The organism is Paracoccus aurantiacus, from assembly GCF_007993065.1.
Taxonomy (GTDB): Bacteria; Pseudomonadota; Alphaproteobacteria; order Rhodobacterales; family Rhodobacteraceae; genus Paracoccus; species Paracoccus aurantiacus.
Map to the genome: position 1 here is coordinate 1 of NZ_VOPL01000001.1, position 17,032 is coordinate 17,032.

The following is a 17,032-nucleotide window of genomic DNA, read 5'->3' on the forward strand; positions in this document are numbered from 1 at the left end:
AATGGTGATGCCGGGCGACAACCTGAAGTTCGAGGTCGAGCTGATCGCCCCGATCGCGATGGAAGAAAAACTGCGCTTCGCCATCCGCGAAGGCGGCCGCACCGTCGGCGCCGGCGTGGTCTCGAAAATCATCGAGTGATCGACCGGGCCTCGGCCCGAGCGATATCATGATGGAAAGCCCGCCCCGAAAGGGGCGGGCTTTTGCATGGGAATGGCATGCGATAATCTATTGCTTTAGCTGTTTTTTTATCCCTTGAGGCGAGTTTGAACCTGTTGACGTAGTTAGGTAGCCGGGCTAGCGACGCGGTAGGACCGTTCAGGCGAACTATCTTAGCCCTATGCTACTCTTGATGCTCTCAATAAGCTGGATTTATTCATTTTTCATAGGTAACTGTAGTGTGTCTGTCGGAGGAAAATATGAGAACGTTAGCAGCTGTTACAACGACCATTTTTTTCCTTGCACAGCCCGTTCTCGCCGGTTTCGAGCGATGGACCTATGAGGTCGAGACTGATCCTTTCACGAAGGGTACGCGGGTCACAGTCGATTATTTGGCCAGTATTCGTGAAGCCGTGCTGGTATTTTGCGACTCTTCTCAAGCAGGAGTGACGATCCGGATTGTCCCTGGGTGGGAAGGTGAAGCGTCTGCATTTGATGTATTCAGCGGTGCTGCGATAGCTGTCGACGGCGAGGTTCTGGAAGTATCCTTAGCAGATGCCGCAACAGGTTCTGTTGGGTCGGGACAGGTTACAGCAGAAATTTACTTAAGAGGCGAAGACGCAAAACTCTTTCTGGAGTCATTCACTGGGGCGCGATCTGAGCTGGGCTTTAAGGACGGAATAAGTAGCGCGGCTCTCATAGTGTCGGCCAATGGTTCAACAGCAGCCGGTGAACAGCTGTTGGCTTGCTATAATGCGCAAGAAGGTTCCGTAGAGAGGTCAGCAATACAAGAAAGCGCTTCGACCGAGTGATTGTCCTACCGGACACGCAGCAAGTTCTTTTCCTGACATAGTCTTGCTATCCGCCTTGACCCTCACCCCCACCTAACGCTATACGCGCGCATCGCATCCGAATCCGCCTGTACCACAAGGATTCGCTTGCATCTGTCGGGGCCGCCCCCTATAGGGCGGCTTCGCAGTTTTTATATGGTCCGATGCTGGCGCCGCGTGGTGTGTCGTCAGCCTCTCGACTGGAACCCTCAAAGCTCCGAGGGATGACGATGCAAAGTCAGAATATCCGCATTCGGCTGAAGGCGTTCGATTACCGCGTGCTGGATGCCAGCACCCAGGAAATCGTGAACACCGCCAAGCGCACGGGTGCCACGGTTCGCGGGCCGATCCCGCTGCCGAACAAGATCGAGAAATTCACCGTCCTGCGCGGTCCGCATATCGACAAGAAGTCGCGCGACCAGTGGGAAATCCGCACGCATAAGCGTCTGCTGGACATCGTCGATCCGACGCCGCAGACCGTCGACGCGCTGATGAAGCTCGACCTCGCCGCTGGCGTGGATGTCGAGATCAAGGTGTAAGGGGGCAACATGCGTACGGGTGTTATCGCCAAGAAGCTGGGCATGACCCGGCTGTTTCTGGAAGATGGCCGCCAGGTTCCAGTGACCGTCCTCCATCTCGACAATCTGCAGGTGATCGATCAGCGCACCGCCGACCGTGACGGCTATGTTGCCGTCCAGCTGGGCGCGGGCGATGCCAAAGCCAAGCGCGTTTCCGCGCCGGTTCGCGGCCATTTCGCGAAAGCGGGTGTCGCGCCGAAGCGCAAGATCGCCGAGTTCCGCGTCAGCGAAGACAATCTGGTCGATGTGGGCGAAGAGATCGTTGCCGATCACTATTTCGCCGGCCAGTATGTCGATGTTGCCGGCACCTCGATCGGTAAAGGTTTTGCCGGTGCGATGAAGCGTCACAACTTCGGTGGTCTGCGCGCCTCGCACGGTGTGTCGATCAGCCACCGCTCGCATGGTTCGACCGGTCAGTGCCAGGACCCCGGCAAGGTGTTCAAGGGCAAGAAAATGGCAGGTCATCTGGGTGCCGTTCGCGTCACCACGCAGAACCTGCAGGTGATCCGCACGGACAGCGACCGTGGCCTGATCATGGTCAAGGGCTCTGTTCCGGGTTCGAAAGGTGGCTGGGTCACCGTGAAGGACTCGGTCAAGAAGGCTCTGCCAGAGAACCTGATCACCCCGGCTGCGACCCGTTCAAAGCTGAAAGAAGCGCAGCGCGTCGCCGAGGAAGCCGCAGCAGCCGCTGCCGCCGAGGAAGAAGCCGCCCGCGAGGAAGCCGCACGTCTGGCTGCCGAGCAGGAAGCTGCAGCGCTCGCCGAAGCCGAAGCCTCGATCGAAGCCGATAAAGAGGCTGCCGATCCCAATGCGGATCAGGCTGACGATGCCGCTCCGGAAGGGGAGAACAAGGAATGAAACTCGATGTGATCAAGCTGGACTCCGGTAAGGCCGGGTCCATCGAGCTGGCCGACGAGATCTTCGGGCTGGAGCCGCGCGGCGACATCCTGCAGCGCGTCGTCCGCTGGCAGCGTGCCAAGGCACAGGCCGGGACGCACTCGGTGCTGGGCAAGTCGGATGTCAGCTACTCGACCAAGAAGATCTATCGCCAGAAAGGTACCGGCGGCGCTCGTCACGGTTCCCGCAAGGCCCCGATCTTCCGCAAGGGTGGTGTCTACAAGGGTCCGACCCCGCGTTCGCACGCCTTCGATCTGCCCAAAAAGGTCCGCGCGCTTGGCCTCAAGCATGCGCTGTCCGCGAAGGCGACCGCAGGTGAACTGGTGGTGATCGAGGATCTGAACATTGCCGACGCCAAGACCTCGGCCGTTGCGAAAGCGGTCAAGGAAAACGGCTGGAAGCGCGTTCTGGTGATCGACGGTGCCGACTTGAACGAGGGTTTTGCCCGTGCCGCGCGCAACCTCGAAGGCGTCGATGTGCTGCCTTCGATGGGCGCCAATGTCTATGACATCCTGAAGCGTGATACCCTGATCATCACGCGCGCAGGTGTCGAAGCTCTGGAGGCTCGTTTGAAATGAGCGCGAAAGCTGAACATTACGATGTGATCCGCAAGCCGATCATCACCGAGAAAGCGACCATGGCGGGCGAAAGCAATGCCTTCGTTTTCGAAGTGGCGATTGACGCGAACAAGCCGCAGATCAAGGACGCTGTGGAAAACCTGTTCGACGTGAAGGTCAAGGCGGTCAATACGACCGTGACCAAAGGCAAGCACAAGCGTTTCCGCGGCCGCCCCGGCGTCCGTTCGGACGTGAAGAAAGCCTATGTCACGCTGGAAGAAGGCAATTCGATCGACGTGTCCACCGGACTCTGATCGAAGGGCGAAGGATCGCGGTCTCCGGGGTGTCCGGGGACCGCATGAGTTTTTGACGAAACAAAGCAACGGAAGACAGAAAGATGGCACTCAAGTCGTATAAACCGACGACGCCTGGCCAGCGTGGGCTGGTTCTGATCGACCGTTCGGAGCTTTGGAAAGGTCGTCCGGTCAAAACCCTTACCGAGGGTCTGACCAAGAAGGGCGGCCGGAACAATACCGGACGGATCACCATGCGCCGCCAGGGCGGCGGGGCGAAGCGCCTGTATCGCATTGTCGATTTCAAGCGCAACAAATTCGATGTCAGCGCGACGGTCGAGCGGATCGAATACGATCCCAACCGCACCGCCTTCATCGCGCTGGTGAAGTATGAAGATGGCGAACTGGCCTATATCCTTGCCCCGCAGCGCCTGACCGTTGGCGACAAGGTTGTCGCCGGCAGCAAGGTTGACGTGAAGCCGGGCAACGCGATGCCCTTCTCGGGCATGCCGATCGGCACGATCGTCCACAATGTCGAACTGAAGCCCGGCAAGGGCGGCCAGATCGCGCGCTCGGCTGGCACCTATGCCCAGTTCGTCGGCCGCGACGGTGGTTATGCCCAGATCCGCCTCAGCTCGGGCGAGCTGCGCATGGTCCGTCAGGAATGCATGGCCACCATCGGTGCCGTGTCGAATGCCGACCATTCGAACCAGAACCTGGGTAAAGCCGGTCGCAACCGCCACAAGGGCATCCGCCCGTCCGTTCGCGGTGTCGCGATGAACCCGATCGACCACCCGCATGGTGGTGGTGAGGGCCGCACCTCGGGTGGCCGCACGCCGGTGACGCCCTGGGGTAAGGACACCAAGGGTAAGAAGACCCGTACGAACAAGTCGACCGACAAGTATATCCTGCGGTCGCGTCACGTTAAGAAGGGGCGTTAATCCATGGCACGTTCTGTTTGGAAGGGCCCGTTCGTCGACGCCTATGTGTTGAAGAAGGCCGAAAAGGCCCGCGAGTCGGGCAAGTCGGATGTCATCAAGATCTGGTCGCGTCGTTCGACCATCCTGCCGCAATTCGTCGGCCTGACCTTTGGCGTCTATAACGGTCAGAAACATATCCCGGTCAATGTGTCCGAGGATATGATCGGCCAGAAATTCGGTGAATACTCGCCGACGCGGACCTATTACGGTCACGCGGCCGACAAGAAAGCGAAAAGGAAGTAAGCCATGGGTAAGGAACAAAATCCGCGCCGCGTGGCGGATAACGAGGCGATGGCGAAGACCAAGATGCTGCGCACCTCGCCGCAGAAGCTGAACCTCGTCGCCGGTCTGATCCGCGGCAAGAAGGTGGAAAAGGCCCTGGCCGACCTGACCTTCTCGCACAAGCGGATCGCGGGCGATGTGAAGAAGTGCCTGCAATCGGCCATCGCCAATGCCGAGAACAACCACAACCTGGACGTCGACAACCTGGTCGTCGCCGAGGCATGGGTCGGCAAGAACCTGGTCATGAAGCGCGGTCGTCCGCGTGCACGTGGCCGGTATGGCAAGATCATGAAGCCGTTCTCGGAAATCACCATCAAGCTGCGTGAGGTCGACCCGGCCGCTGCCGCGGCTGCTGCCGAAGCCAAGAAGGCTTCGCGCAAGACCGCCAAGGCAGACACCGCAGAGGAGCAAGCGTAATGGGTCAGAAGGTAAACCCCGTCGGGATGCGCCTCCAGGTCAACCGCACCTGGGACAGCCGTTGGTATGCCGACGACAAGGACTATGGCGATCTTCTGCTCGAAGACCTGAAAATTCGGGAATTCGTGAAGAAAGAAGCCAAGCAGGCCGGCATCAGCCGCGTCATCATCGAGCGTCCGCACAAGAAGTGCCGCGTGACCATTCACGCTGCGCGTCCGGGCGTCATCATCGGCAAGAAGGGCGCCGATATCGAAGTTCTGCGCAAGAAACTGGCGCAGTTCACCGATAGCGAGTTGCACCTGAACATCGTCGAAGTCCGCAAGCCGGAACTGGACGCACAACTGGTCGCGGAATCGATCGCGCAGCAGCTTGAGCGCCGGGTTTCGTTCCGCCGTGCGATGAAGCGCTCGGTTCAGAACGCGATGCGCATGGGTGCCCTTGGTATCCGCGTCAACGTCGCCGGCCGTCTGGGCGGTGCCGAGATCGCGCGGACCGAATGGTATCGCGAAGGTCGCGTTCCGCTGCACACGCTGCGCGCGGATATCGACTATGCGCTGGCAGAGGCCATGACCCCTTACGGGATCATCGGCGTCAAGGTCTGGATCTTCAAAGGCGAGATCATGGAGCATGATCCGCAGGCCCGCGACCGCAAGGCCGCCGAGGCTCAGGAAGGTCCGGCTCCCCGTGGTCCGCGTCGCGATCGCGACAGCCGGTAAGGAGTAGGAAACAATGCTGCAACCGAAACGGACGAAGTTCCGCAAACAGCACAAGGGCCGCATCCACGGCGAGGCGAAGGGCGGTTACGACCTGAACTTCGGCAGCTTCGCCCTGAAAGCGACCGAGCCAGAGCGCGTCACGGCGCGCCAGATCGAAGCGGCCCGCCGCGCGATCACCCGCCACATGAAGCGTCAGGGCCGGGTCTGGATCCGGGTGTTCCCGGACGTGCCGGTTTCTTCGAAGCCGACGGAAGTGCGGATGGGTAAAGGTAAAGGTTCGGTCGATTACTGGGCCGCCCGCGTCCATCCCGGCCGGATCATGTTCGAGATTGACGGCGTCGCCGACAGCATCGCCCGCGAGGCGCTGCGCCTTGGCGCGATGAAGCTGCCGGTCACGACCCGCATCGTCGAGCGTCAGGACTGGTAACTCCGGTCAGTGCCGCGACAAGAATCGAAGACCCCGCCTTTCACGGCGGGGTCTTTGGGTATCTGGGGGTGCTGCTGCGCCTGCCGACGCCGAACTGCTCCCAGGATCTGACAGGACGGTTTGGCGGCGACGCAAAAGACCGCGATATTGCAGAAATCGCTTGTCATCCACGACGAAGGGGCCTATAGGCACGGCTTCATCACGAAACTCCACCGGATCAAGGGTGGCCCGCGACGCGGGGCTCTCCGGTGATGTTGAAAGGACCAAGGGGCATGAAAGCCGCCGAATTGAAGGAAAAGACGCCCGAGCAGCTGAACGAGCAGCTCGTCGCGCTGAAAAAGGAAGCGTTCAACCTGCGCTTCCAGCAGGCCACCGGCCAGCTCGAATCGACCGCACGCATGCGCGCCGTCCGTCGCGACGTTGCCCGCGTGAAGACCGTTCTGAACCAGAAAGCGGCTGACGCCGCCTCGTCGAAGTAAGGGGACCGATATGCCCAAACGCATCCTGCAAGGCACCGTCACCTCGGACAAGAACGAGCAGACCGTGACCGTTCTGGTCGAACGCCGCTTCAAGCACCCGCTGCTGCACAAGACCGTGCGTTCGTCGAAGAAATACCGCGCCCATGACGCGGATAACCAGTTCAAGGTCGGTGACACCGTTCGCATCGTCGAATGCGCGCCGATCTCGAAGACCAAACGCTGGACCGTTCTGACGGATGACGCAGCCGCGTCGGCCTGAGGTCCAGAGATAATCGAAACCCTGGGGCGACCCGCATCGTCGTCCCCAAAGGTCGGGAGTAAACCATGATCCAGATGCAAACCAATCTGGATGTTGCTGACAATTCCGGTGCCCGGAAAGTTCAGTGCATCAAGGTTCTGGGTGGTTCGCACCGTCGCTATGCGTCGGTGGGCGACATTATTGTCGTATCCGTCAAGGAAGCCATTCCGCGCGGTCGCGTGAAGAAGGGTGACGTCCGCAAGGCCGTCGTCGTGCGCACCGCCAAAGAAGTGAAACGCGAAGACGGCACCTCGATCCGCTTCGACCAGAATGCCGCCGTCATCCTGAACAACCAGGGCGAACCGGTCGGCACCCGTATCTTCGGGCCGGTCGTGCGCGAGCTGCGTGCGAAGAACTTCATGAAGATCATCTCGCTCGCTCCGGAGGTGCTGTAATGGCTGCCAAGCTGAAAAAAGGCGACAAGGTCGTCGTCCTTGCCGGCAAGGACAAGGGCAAGCAGGGTGAGATCACGCAGGTTCTGCCGAAAGACGGCAAGGCCGTTGTCGATGGCGTGAACATCGCGCTGCGTCACACCCGCCAGTCGCAGAATTCACAGGGCGGCCGTGTTCCCAAGAACATGCCGATCGACCTGTCGAACCTGGCGCTGCTGGACAAGAACGGCAAAGCGACCCGCGTTGGCTTCCGCGAGGAAGACGGCAAGAAGGTGCGTTTCGCCAAGACCACGGGAGACGTGATCTGATGCTGGACCAAGCCAATTACACGCCGCGCCTGAAGGCCGCCTACAAGGATCAGATCCGGGCTGCGCTGAAGGAAGAATTCGGCTACAAGAACGACATGCAGATCCCCCGTCTGGACAAGATCGTCCTGAACATGGGCATCGGTGAAGCTGTCAAGGACACCAAGAAGGTCAAGCAGGGCGCTGACGAGCTGTCGCTGATCGCCGGTCAGAAGGCCGTCATCACGAAAGCCAAGAAGTCCATCGCCGGCTTCCGCGTGCGTGAGGAAATGCCGCTGGGTGCGAAAGTGACCCTGCGCGGCGACCGCATGTATGAATTCCTGGATCGTCTGATCAACATCGCGCTGCCCCGCGTCCGCGACTTCCGCGGCGTCAAGGGCACGGCTTTCGACGGCCGCGGCAACTATGCCATGGGCCTGAAAGAGCACATCGTGTTCCCGGAAATCAACTTCGACAAGGTCGACGAAGTTCTGGGAATGGACATCATCATCTGCACCACCGCGAAGACCGACGCGGAAGCGAAATCGCTGTTGAAGCAATTCAACATGCCGTTCAACAGCTGATCGCGGAGGGAAGAAGATATGGCTAAGAAATCCATGGTCGAGCGCGAAAAGAAGCGCGAGCGTCTGGTCAAGAAATACGCTGACAAGCGTGCCGAACTGAACGAGATCATTCACGATCAGGAACGCCCGATGGAAGAGCGTTTCAAGGCGACGCTGAAGCTGGCCGAACTGCCGCGCAACTCGTCTGCCACCCGGCTGCACAACCGTTGCCAGCTGACCGGCCGCCCGCATGCGTATTATCGCAAACTGAAACTCAGCCGGATCATGCTGCGCGAGCTTGGCTCGCAGGGCGCGATTCCGGGCCTGGTCAAATCGAGCTGGTAAGGGGGCGACAATGAATATGAACGATCCTCTCGGCGATATGCTGACCCGTATCCGCAACGCGCAGATGCGTGGCAAATCGACCGTCCGCTCGCCGAACTCCAAGCTGCGCGCCTGGGTTCTGGACGTGCTGCAGGCCGAAGGCTACATCCGCGGCTATGAAGAAGTCACCACCGAGACCGGCCATAACGAGCTGGAAATCTCGCTGAAATACTTCGAAGGCCAGCCGGTCATCCGCGAACTGTCCCGTGTGTCGAAGCCGGGCCGTCGCGTTTATGCCGGTGCCAAGGAAATTCCGCAGGTCCGCCAGGGTCTGGGCGTTTCCATCGTCTCGACGCCGAAAGGCGTGATGTCGGATGCAAATGCACGCAACGCCAATGTCGGCGGCGAAGTGCTCTGCACCGTATTCTAAGGAGGGCAGGATGTCTCGTATTGGTAAGAAGCCGGTCGAACTGCCCAAGGGTGTGACGGCCGAAGTCAAAGGTCAGACGATCGAACTGAAAGGCCCGAAAGGGACCCGCAGCTTCACCGCGACCGATGATGTGGACGTGAAACTGGAAGATGGCAGCGTCGTCGTGGCGCCGCGCGGTCAGTCCAAGCGCGCCCGCCAGCAGTGGGGCATGACCCGCAGCATGGTGGCGAACCTGGCGACCGGCGTGTCGGAAGGTTTCAAGAAGGAACTGGAAATCCAGGGCGTCGGTTACCGCGCGCAGATGCAGGGCAAGACCCTGAAACTGTCGCTTGGTTATTCGCACGAGGTGAATTTCGAAACGCCCGATGGCGTGACGATCACCGCGCCGAAGCAGACCGAAATCGTTGTGGAAGGCATCGACCAGCAGCAGGTTGGTCAGGTTGCCGCGAACATCCGCGAGTGGCGCGCGCCAGAGCCCTATAAGGGCAAGGGCATTCGCTACAAGGGCGAGTTCGTCTTCCGCAAGGAAGGCAAGAAGAAGTAAGGGGCGCAATCATGGCAATGAACAAGAGACAACTGTTCCTCAAGCGCCGCCTGCGCAACCGGAACAAACTGCGTGCGGAAGGCTCTGGCCGTCCGCGTCTGTCCGTCCACCGTTCGTCGAAGAACATCTCGGCTCAGCTGATCGACGATGCGCAGGGGGTCACCCTTGCCGCAGCATCGACGCTGGAAAAGAATCTCGGCGTGGTTGGCAAGAACAACGTCGAAGCCGCCGCAAAGGTTGGCGCGGCGATTGCGGAACGTGCGAAAAAAGCCGGTGTCGAAGAAGTCGTCTTCGACCGTGGCGGCTTCCTGTTCCACGGCAAGGTGAAAGCCCTGGCCGATGCAGCCCGCGAAGGCGGTCTGAAGTTCTAAGACCCGTCCGCGCATGCGGGCAAACCGAAAAAGCGAGGACGGCCGTGCTGGCCGTCCCGATGATCCGGGGGCAGGGGGCCTTTGCTGGCCTGCCCACCTGGATTGATATTGTCGGCGCAAAGCGCGCCACCATTGAAAGGATGCCTTATGGCAGAACGTGATAACCGTCGGGGCCGCCGCGAAGATCGTGACGAAACCCCGGAATTCCAGGATCGTCTGGTCGCGATCAACCGTGTGTCGAAAACCGTCAAGGGTGGTAAGCGCTTCGGCTTCGCAGCCCTCGTCGTTGTCGGCGATCAGCGCGGCCGTGTCGGCTTTGGCAAGGGCAAGGCCAAGGAAGTGCCGGAAGCGATCCGCAAGGCCACCGAACAAGCCAAGCGCCAGATGGTCCGCGTACCGCTGCGCGATGGCCGCACGCTCCACCACGACATCGAAGGCCGCCACGGTGCTGGCCGCGTCGTGATGCGCACCGCCGTTCCGGGTACCGGGATCATCGCCGGTGGTCCGATGCGCGCCGTATTCGAAATGCTGGGCGTTCAGGACGTTGTTGCGAAGTCGCTCGGTTCGCAGAACCCCTATAACATGATCCGCGCCACGCTGGCGGGCCTGAAGGCAGAAGCCTCGCCCCGTTCGGTCGCGCAACGTCGTGGCAAGAAAGTCGCCGACATCCTGCCGTCGCAGGAAAAGGCACCCGAAGCCACCGTTGGCACCGACGCCACCGTCACCTCGGCTGAAGCGTAAGGAGAGGCAGAATGGCTAAAACCATCGTCGTCAAGCAGATCGGCTCACCGATCCGCCGCCCCGCCATCCAGCGCGAAACGCTGAAAGGCCTGGGCCTGAACAAGATGCACCGCACGCGCGAGCTGGAAGACACCCCGGCCGTTCGCGGCATGGTCGCGAAGATCCCGCATCTCGCGGTGATCATCGAAGAAAAGAACTGAGATCAGGGCCGGGGAAACCCGGCCTTTTCTTTTGCTGGGCGGTCCGCCGTGCGAGACAAAAGCGGCGGCTCGTCCCGTCATGCAAGACCGGCGAAGTCGTGCAAGACGGGCGAAATCGTCAATCGACTACTGTTTGCGCAAGTCTGGGCACACCGTTCCGGCGGAAAGCCGGATCGGCCAAGGACATTACTCGTCAACGATAACGCGACACCAGCTAAACCACGGACACTTAACGCATCCAGGACCGACCCGGTGGGATCGCCCAAAACGCCGGTGTCTGCGCTGAAACGGGCATGGCCCGCCGGATCGTCCCTTACGTCAGCATCTTAGCGGTTTGGCAATCCGCAGGTTTTCAGACGCCCGATGTATACGGTCGAAACATTGATTCGGCAAGAATCCGCCGATCGTTTTAATTGCTGACGTGGCGTCAACCCGCGACCAGGGCAGGGGAATGATCTGTGGTCTTGGCCGTCGGGCGATGCTTGACCTGTCGCAGCTTTCCCGATAGGTGACGCCGGTGCCTTCGGGTACTGATTCAACAAGCAAGAAATGCCGTGTCCGCCCCCTTCGCTTCATGGGGCGCTTCCGGCTTAAGGAGAAGCGATATGAAACTGCATGAAATCCGCGACAATGAAGGCGCGAACCGCAAGAAAAAGCGCGTGGCACGTGGCCCGGGTTCCGGCAAGGGCAAGACTGCCGGCCGTGGTATCAAGGGTCAGACCTCGCGTTCGGGCGTCGCGCTGAACGGTTACGAAGGCGGCCAGATGCCGCTGTACCGCCGCCTGCCGAAGCGTGGCTTCACCGCACCGAACGCCAGAAAATACGCCGTCGTCAATCTGGGTCAGATCCAGTCCTTTATCGACGCCGGCAAGCTGGATGCCAAGAAAGCCGTTTCGGAAGACGCTCTGGTCGAAGCAGGCCTTATCCGCCGCAAGCTGGACGGTGTGCGTGTTCTGGGCAAGGGCGATCTGAAAGCCAAGCTGGACCTCACCGTCGCAGGCGCGTCGAAATCCGCTGTTGAGGCTATCGAGAAAGCCGGTGGAAAGATCACCCTGACCGCCCCGGTGCGGGAAGAAGCCGCGGCCGAGTGATTGTGCTTGTGAGGGGACGCCCGTCCCCTTACATACAGCACCGAGTTTCCTAAGCGCCGCGGGATCTCAGCCGGATCCGGCGGCGCTGTCATGATACGACCCGCGAATTTGGGGGCAAATATGGCGTCAGCCGCAGAACAGATGGCCGCAAACCTCTCTTGGGGGGCTTTGGGCAAGGCCACGGAACTACGTCAGCGAATCTGGTTCACCCTTGGTCTGCTGATTATCTATCGCCTCGGCACCTATATCCCGGTCCCCGGCATCGACGGCGTTGCCTTGCGCAACTTCATGGAGCAGGCGCAATCGGGCATTGGCGGCATCCTGTCGATGTTCACCGGCGGCGCGCTTGGCCGCATGGGTGTCTTTGCGCTTGGCATCATGCCCTATATCTCTGCCTCGATCATCGTGCAGCTTCTGGCATCAATGGTGCCGGCGCTGGAGCAGCTGAAGAAAGAGGGCGAGCAGGGGCGCAAGAAGATCAACCAGTACACGCGCTATGCGACCGTTGCACTGGCGCTGTTCCAGGCCTTCGGTCTTGCAAAATCGCTGGAAGCGGGCGGTCTGGCCCATGATCCCGGCGTGTTCTTCGAGGCAAGCGTGGTGATCACGCTGGTTGGCGGCACCATGTTCCTGATGTGGCTGGGCGAACAGATCACCGCGCGCGGCATCGGCAACGGCATCTCTCTGATTATCTTCGTGGGGATCGTCGCGGAAATCCCCGGCGCGCTGGCGCAGTTCTTCAGTCAGGGCCGCTCGGGCGCGATCTCGACGCCGGTCATTATCGGCGTGATCGTCATGGTGATTGCGGTGATTGCCTTCGTGGTGTTCATGGAACGCGCGCTCCGCAAGATCCACATCCAGTATCCGCGCCGTCAGGTTGGCATGAAGGTCTACGACGGCCAGTCCTCGCACCTGCCGATCAAGGTCAACCCGGCCGGCGTGATCCCGGCGATCTTCGCCAGCTCGCTGCTGCTGCTGCCGATCACGATCTCGACCTTCTCGGGCAACCAGACCGGGCCGATCATGTCGCGCGTTCTGGCCTATTTCGGCCCCGGACAGCCGCTTTACCTGATCTTCTTCGCGGCGATGATCGTGTTTTTCGCCTATTTCTATACCCAGAACGTCGCCTTCAAATCCGACGATGTGGCCGACAACCTGAAAAATCAGGGCGGCTTCATTCCAGGCATCCGTCCGGGCAAGCGGACGGAGGAATATCTCGACTATGTGGTGAACCGGGTGCTGGTGATCGGCTCTGCCTATCTCGCCGCCGTCTGCCTTCTGCCCGAGGTGATACGCAGTCAGCTTTCCGTGCCGTTCTATTTCGGCGGCACCTCGGTTCTGATCGTCGTGTCGGTGGTGATGGACACGATCAATCAGGTGCAAAGCCACTTGCTTGCGCATCAATATGAAGGTCTGATCGAAAAGTCCCAGCTGCGCGGCAAGCGCAAGCCGGGCACCACAAAACCACGCAAGGCCCCGGCGCGCCGCTGACGCGCCGGTCACTCACGACAAAAAAGGGAAGAGGGACCCATGACCGTGAACATCATCCTTCTGGGGCCTCCGGGCGCGGGTAAGGGAACGCAGGCCCGCCGCCTGGTCGACGAACGGGGACTTGTCCAGCTCTCCACCGGGGACATGCTGCGCGAAGCGCGCTCCTCGGGGACCGAGATGGGCAATGTTGTCGCCGAGGTGATGGACAAGGGGCAGCTTGTCACGGACGAGATCGTGATCGGTCTGATCCGTGAAAAGCTGGAAGGGTCGGACGCGCCGGGCTTCATCTTCGACGGCTTCCCGCGCACGCTGGCACAGGCCGACGCGCTTGGCGAATTGCTGGACGGGATGGGCCAGAAGGTTGATGGCGTGGTCGAGATGCGGGTCGATGATGACGCGCTCGTCGAGCGGATCTCGGGGCGGTATACCTGCGGCAATTGCGGCGAGGTCTATCATGACAGCACCAAGCCCACGAAAGTCGAAGGCGTCTGCGATGTCTGCGGTTCGACCGATCTGCGCCGCCGCGCCGATGACAATGCGGAAAGCCTGAAGACCCGGCTTCTGGAATATTACAAGAAGACCTCGCCTCTGATCGGCTATTACTATGCCAAGGGCACCCTGCACCCCGTCGACGGCATGGCCGCAGTTGACACGGTCGCGGGCGAAATGGCGGGCGTGCTGGATCGTTTGTGATCCTCGACTTACGCGGGGTCTGACCTGTGTCTGCCCCCGCGTCAGGGCTCGCGCGTCCCCGCCAGCCTGGATCCCCCGGCTTCTGCGCGAATGCGGGCTGCGGCGGTTGACAAGTCGTTAAATCGACACTACGTCACGGCATCCCGCAAGGGGAATCACCATTCCGGTGAACTGATATGGCCCGAAAGCCGTCTTTCGGGCCTTCGGTTGTGAAAAAAGGTTCCGGTGCTACGGAACCGCAACATGAAGAGGAAAACGCGTGGCTCGTATTGCTGGCGTCAATATTCCGACGGGGAAACGTGTCCCCATCGCACTGACTTACATCCACGGAATCGGTCCGCATTTCGCTGGCCAGATCATTGAAGCCGTCGGGATCGACCCGGCGCGCCGCGTCAATGAACTGAGCGATGCGGAAGTTCTGCAGATCCGTGAATATATCGACGCGAACCTGACCGTCGAAGGCGACCTGCGTCGCGAAAACCAGATGAACATCAAGCGTCTGATGGACCTGGGTTCGTATCGTGGTCTGCGCCACCGTCGCGGCCTGCCGGTCCGCGGTCAGCGCACCCACACCAATGCCCGCACCCGCAAGGGCCCGGCGAAACCGATCGCCGGCAAGAAGAAGTAAGGAGGCAGGCAAATGGCTCGTGACAAGGTGCGCACCAAGCGCAAGGAACGCAAGAACATCGCCACTGGCGTGGCGCATGTGAACAGCTCGTTCAACAACACCAAGATCCTGATCTCGGACGTGCAGGGTAACGCGATCTCGTGGTCGTCGGCTGGCACGATGGGCTTCAAGGGTTCGCGCAAATCGACCCCTTACGCCGCCCAGATGGCCGCAGAAGATGCCGGCAAGAAGGCGCAGGAACACGGCGTCCGCACGCTGGAAGTCGAAGTTCAGGGCCCCGGCTCTGGCCGTGAATCGGCGCTTCGTGCGCTGGCTGCTGTCGGCTTCAACATCACCGCGATCCGCGATGTGACCCCGATTGCCCATAACGGCTGCCGTCCGCCCAAGCGCCGCCGCGTCTGATCGGACCTGATTTTCCCGTTTGCGCAGCCTCGCGGCTGCGCTGGCGGGTCTTTTCGCATTTCACCTCGGGCGTTCCGATTGCTGGTCATGGGATCGGAACAAGTATGGAGGCAAACGCATGATCCACAAGAACTGGGCCGAATTGATCAAGCCCGCGCAGCTTGACGTGAAGACCGGCGCCGACGCGACGCGCAGCGCCACCGTTACGGCTGAACCGCTGGAGCGCGGCTTTGGTCTGACCCTCGGCAACGCGCTGCGCCGCGTGCTGCTGTCCTCGCTTCAGGGCGCGGCCATCACCTCTGTGCAGATCGACAACGTTCTGCACGAATTTTCGTCCGTCGCCGGCGTCCGTGAAGACGTGACCGACATTGTCCTGAACCTGAAGGGCGTGACCCTGAAGATGGATGTCGAAGGCACCAAACGCCTGACGCTGTCGGCCAAAGGTCCGGGCGAGGTCAAGGCCAGCGACATTCAGGAAACCGCGGGCATCACGATCCTGAACCGCGACCACGTCATCTGCCATCTGGATGACGGTGCGGATCTGAACATGGAACTGACGGTCGCGACCGGCAAGGGCTATGTCGCCGCGGACAAGAACCGTCCCGAAGATGCGCCCATCGGCCTGATCCCGATCGACGCGATCTTCTCGCCGGTCAAGCGGGTCAGCTACGAAGTCACTCCGACCCGCGAAGGTCAGGTTCTCGACTATGACAAGCTGACCATGAAGGTCGAAACCGACGGCTCGCTGACCCCCGAGGACGCCGTGGCTTACGCTGCGCGCATCCTGCAGGATCAGCTGTCTGTCTTCGTCAACTTCGACGAGCCGGAAGCGGCCCGTGCGCAAAGCGACGACGACGGTCTGGAATTCGATCCGCGTCTGCTGAAGAAGGTGGACGAGCTGGAACTGTCGGTGCGTTCGGCAAACTGCCTGAAGAACGACAATATCGTCTATATCGGCGATCTGATCCAGAAAACCGAAGCCGAGATGCTGCGCACCCCGAACTTCGGCCGCAAGTCGCTGAACGAGATCAAGGAAGTGCTTTCGGGAATGGGCCTGCATCTGGGCATGGACGTCGTGGACTGGCCGCCGGAAAACATCGAAGATCTGGCCAAGCGTTTCGACGACCAGTTCTAAGGACTACCGGGGGCACCATACGCCCTGTGTACAGGTTGTGTACGTTCGGTGTACACATGGTGCCCCCGGAACGACTGGGCATTCCGCCCCAAGGAGAGCGGCCCGCACGCATGGGCTGCCAGACAAAGCAAAAGACGTAAAAACGGAGAATTATCATGCGTCACGCACGTGGCTATCGCCGCCTCAACCGTACCCACGAACACCGCAAGGCGCTGTTCGCCAACATGGCCGGCTCGCTGATCGAACACGAACAGATCAAGACGACCCTGCCGAAAGCCAAGGAACTGCGTCCGATCGTTGAAAAGCTGATTACGCTGGCCAAGCGCGGCGATCTGCATGCCCGCCGTCAGGCTGCATCGCAACTGAAGCAGGACCAGCACGTCGCCAAGCTGTTCGAGGTTCTGGGCGAGCGTTACAAGGACCGTCAGGGCGGCTATGTCCGCGTTCTGAAAGCCGGTTTCCGCTATGGCGACATGGCACCGATGGCGATCATCGAACTGGTCGACCGCGACACCGCCGCCAAAGGCGCTGCCGATCGCGAGCGTCTGGACGCCGAAGAAGCGGCTGAAGACTGAGCCTTTCGGCACCGAAGTGATTCGCCCCGCAACGCCCGTCGTTGCGGGGTTTTCGCATTCTCCGTCTTGCGTTCCGCCAAGTGATTCTTTTGGAATCGAGGCCGGAAATGCCGCAAAACCACACAAAATCGTGGTTTGTTAACCAGTTCTTGAGGGGTTCGTCCAAGAAAAGGCTACATCTTGTGATTGAACTGAATGATTCCGCTTCACTTGGGGGAGGAAACAAGCCAATGTCAATTTCAACCGCAATTGAGACA

The 17,032-nt window shown here is 60.5% G+C and carries 28 protein-coding genes and 1 pseudogene; all 29 read left to right on the forward strand.

Annotated features, from left to right (window positions below; genetic code table 11):
* Positions 1–139, forward strand: a 139-nt coding sequence (locus tag FQV27_RS00005; RefSeq protein ID WP_484217494.1) for an EF-Tu C-terminal domain-related protein, incomplete at its 5' end; no start/stop codon positions are given.
* A gap of 278 nt (positions 140–417) precedes the next feature.
* Entirely contained in the window at positions 418–969 is a 552-nt protein-coding gene (locus FQV27_RS00010; RefSeq protein ID WP_147095505.1) for a hypothetical protein, read from the forward strand.
* Between the two features lie 248 nt (positions 970–1,217).
* Entirely contained in the window at positions 1,218–1,526 is a 309-nt protein-coding gene (rpsJ, locus tag FQV27_RS00015) for a 30S ribosomal protein S10 (RefSeq protein WP_042247848.1), read from the forward strand.
* A 9-nt stretch (positions 1,527–1,535) separates the two neighbouring features.
* Complete coding sequence (gene rplC, locus FQV27_RS00020) at positions 1,536–2,423, forward strand: 50S ribosomal protein L3 (RefSeq protein WP_147095507.1); 888 nt, start codon at positions 1,536–1,538, stop codon at positions 2,421–2,423.
* Positions 2,420–3,040, forward strand: coding sequence for a 50S ribosomal protein L4 (rplD, locus tag FQV27_RS00025; RefSeq protein WP_147095510.1), 621 nt, complete (start codon positions 2,420–2,422; stop codon positions 3,038–3,040). The genes rplC and rplD overlap by 4 nt, the downstream gene beginning before the upstream one ends.
* Positions 3,037–3,333, forward strand: a complete 297-nt coding sequence (locus tag FQV27_RS00030; protein WP_147095512.1) for a 50S ribosomal protein L23 — start codon at positions 3,037–3,039, stop codon at positions 3,331–3,333. Before rplD ends, FQV27_RS00030 begins: the two co-directional genes overlap by 4 nt.
* Positions 3,334–3,416: 83 nt before the next feature.
* Positions 3,417–4,253 (forward strand): 50S ribosomal protein L2, encoded by an 837-nt coding sequence (gene rplB / locus FQV27_RS00035; RefSeq protein WP_147095515.1) that lies wholly within the window; start codon positions 3,417–3,419, stop codon positions 4,251–4,253.
* Between the two features lie 3 nt (positions 4,254–4,256).
* Positions 4,257–4,535, forward strand: coding sequence for a 30S ribosomal protein S19 (gene rpsS, locus FQV27_RS00040; protein WP_147095517.1), 279 nt, complete (start codon positions 4,257–4,259; stop codon positions 4,533–4,535).
* A gap of 3 nt (positions 4,536–4,538) precedes the next feature.
* A pseudogene (gene rplV, locus FQV27_RS00045) lies at positions 4,539–4,916 on the forward strand (50S ribosomal protein L22); the annotation flags it as partial.
* A 74-nt stretch (positions 4,917–4,990) separates the two neighbouring features.
* Entirely contained in the window at positions 4,991–5,707 is a 717-nt protein-coding gene (rpsC, locus tag FQV27_RS00050) for a 30S ribosomal protein S3 (protein ID WP_147095521.1), read from the forward strand.
* A 13-nt stretch (positions 5,708–5,720) separates the two neighbouring features.
* Positions 5,721–6,134, forward strand: coding sequence for a 50S ribosomal protein L16 (gene rplP / locus FQV27_RS00055; protein WP_147095523.1), 414 nt, complete (start codon positions 5,721–5,723; stop codon positions 6,132–6,134).
* Between the two features lie 272 nt (positions 6,135–6,406).
* Positions 6,407–6,613: a 50S ribosomal protein L29 gene (gene rpmC / locus FQV27_RS00060; protein WP_147095525.1), complete on the forward strand. Its 207-nt coding sequence runs from the start codon at positions 6,407–6,409 to the stop codon at positions 6,611–6,613.
* 10 nt (positions 6,614–6,623) lie between these two features.
* Positions 6,624–6,872, forward strand: coding sequence for a 30S ribosomal protein S17 (gene rpsQ / locus FQV27_RS00065; protein WP_147095527.1), 249 nt, complete (start codon positions 6,624–6,626; stop codon positions 6,870–6,872).
* Between the two features lie 65 nt (positions 6,873–6,937).
* Entirely contained in the window at positions 6,938–7,306 is a 369-nt protein-coding gene (gene rplN, locus FQV27_RS00070) for a 50S ribosomal protein L14 (protein ID WP_090521031.1), read from the forward strand.
* Positions 7,306–7,611, forward strand: a complete 306-nt coding sequence (gene rplX, locus FQV27_RS00075; RefSeq protein ID WP_147095529.1) for a 50S ribosomal protein L24 — start codon at positions 7,306–7,308, stop codon at positions 7,609–7,611. Before rplN ends, rplX begins: the two co-directional genes overlap by 1 nt.
* Positions 7,611–8,171: a 50S ribosomal protein L5 gene (gene rplE, locus FQV27_RS00080; protein ID WP_147095531.1), complete on the forward strand. Its 561-nt coding sequence runs from the start codon at positions 7,611–7,613 to the stop codon at positions 8,169–8,171. The genes rplX and rplE overlap by 1 nt, the downstream gene beginning before the upstream one ends.
* An 18-nt stretch (positions 8,172–8,189) precedes the next feature.
* Complete coding sequence (rpsN, locus tag FQV27_RS00085; RefSeq protein ID WP_147095533.1) at positions 8,190–8,495, forward strand: 30S ribosomal protein S14; 306 nt, start codon at positions 8,190–8,192, stop codon at positions 8,493–8,495.
* A gap of 10 nt (positions 8,496–8,505) precedes the next feature.
* The gene (gene rpsH, locus FQV27_RS00090; RefSeq protein WP_147095535.1) at positions 8,506–8,904 is read left to right on the forward strand and encodes a 30S ribosomal protein S8; all 399 of its coding nucleotides are present in this window, start codon (positions 8,506–8,508) and stop codon (positions 8,902–8,904) included.
* A 10-nt stretch (positions 8,905–8,914) separates the two neighbouring features.
* Positions 8,915–9,448, forward strand: a complete 534-nt coding sequence (gene rplF / locus FQV27_RS00095; protein WP_147095537.1) for a 50S ribosomal protein L6 — start codon at positions 8,915–8,917, stop codon at positions 9,446–9,448.
* Positions 9,449–9,459: 11 nt separating this feature from the next.
* A complete protein-coding gene (gene rplR, locus FQV27_RS00100) occupies positions 9,460–9,819 on the forward strand; it encodes a 50S ribosomal protein L18 (protein WP_147095539.1) in 360 nt (119 codons plus the stop codon).
* Positions 9,820–9,966: 147 nt separating this feature from the next.
* Complete coding sequence (rpsE, locus tag FQV27_RS00105; protein WP_147095541.1) at positions 9,967–10,560, forward strand: 30S ribosomal protein S5; 594 nt, start codon at positions 9,967–9,969, stop codon at positions 10,558–10,560.
* An 11-nt stretch (positions 10,561–10,571) separates the two neighbouring features.
* Positions 10,572–10,760, forward strand: a complete 189-nt coding sequence (rpmD, locus tag FQV27_RS00110) for a 50S ribosomal protein L30 (RefSeq protein ID WP_147095542.1) — start codon at positions 10,572–10,574, stop codon at positions 10,758–10,760.
* 605 nt (positions 10,761–11,365) lie between these two features.
* Entirely contained in the window at positions 11,366–11,851 is a 486-nt protein-coding gene (rplO, locus tag FQV27_RS00115; protein ID WP_147095544.1) for a 50S ribosomal protein L15, read from the forward strand.
* Between the two features lie 120 nt (positions 11,852–11,971).
* Positions 11,972–13,342, forward strand: a complete 1,371-nt coding sequence (secY, locus tag FQV27_RS00120) for a preprotein translocase subunit SecY (protein ID WP_147095546.1) — start codon at positions 11,972–11,974, stop codon at positions 13,340–13,342.
* A 39-nt stretch (positions 13,343–13,381) separates the two neighbouring features.
* A complete protein-coding gene (locus FQV27_RS00125) occupies positions 13,382–14,035 on the forward strand; it encodes an adenylate kinase (protein ID WP_147095548.1) in 654 nt (217 codons plus the stop codon).
* A gap of 259 nt (positions 14,036–14,294) precedes the next feature.
* A complete protein-coding gene (gene rpsM / locus FQV27_RS00130; protein ID WP_147095551.1) occupies positions 14,295–14,663 on the forward strand; it encodes a 30S ribosomal protein S13 in 369 nt (122 codons plus the stop codon).
* A 12-nt stretch (positions 14,664–14,675) separates the two neighbouring features.
* A complete protein-coding gene (gene rpsK / locus FQV27_RS00135; protein ID WP_101499575.1) occupies positions 14,676–15,065 on the forward strand; it encodes a 30S ribosomal protein S11 in 390 nt (129 codons plus the stop codon).
* A gap of 118 nt (positions 15,066–15,183) precedes the next feature.
* A complete protein-coding gene (locus FQV27_RS00140) occupies positions 15,184–16,200 on the forward strand; it encodes a DNA-directed RNA polymerase subunit alpha (protein WP_147095553.1) in 1,017 nt (338 codons plus the stop codon).
* A gap of 155 nt (positions 16,201–16,355) precedes the next feature.
* Entirely contained in the window at positions 16,356–16,775 is a 420-nt protein-coding gene (rplQ, locus tag FQV27_RS00145; protein ID WP_147095555.1) for a 50S ribosomal protein L17, read from the forward strand.
* The last annotated feature ends 257 nt before the right edge of the window (positions 16,776–17,032 follow it).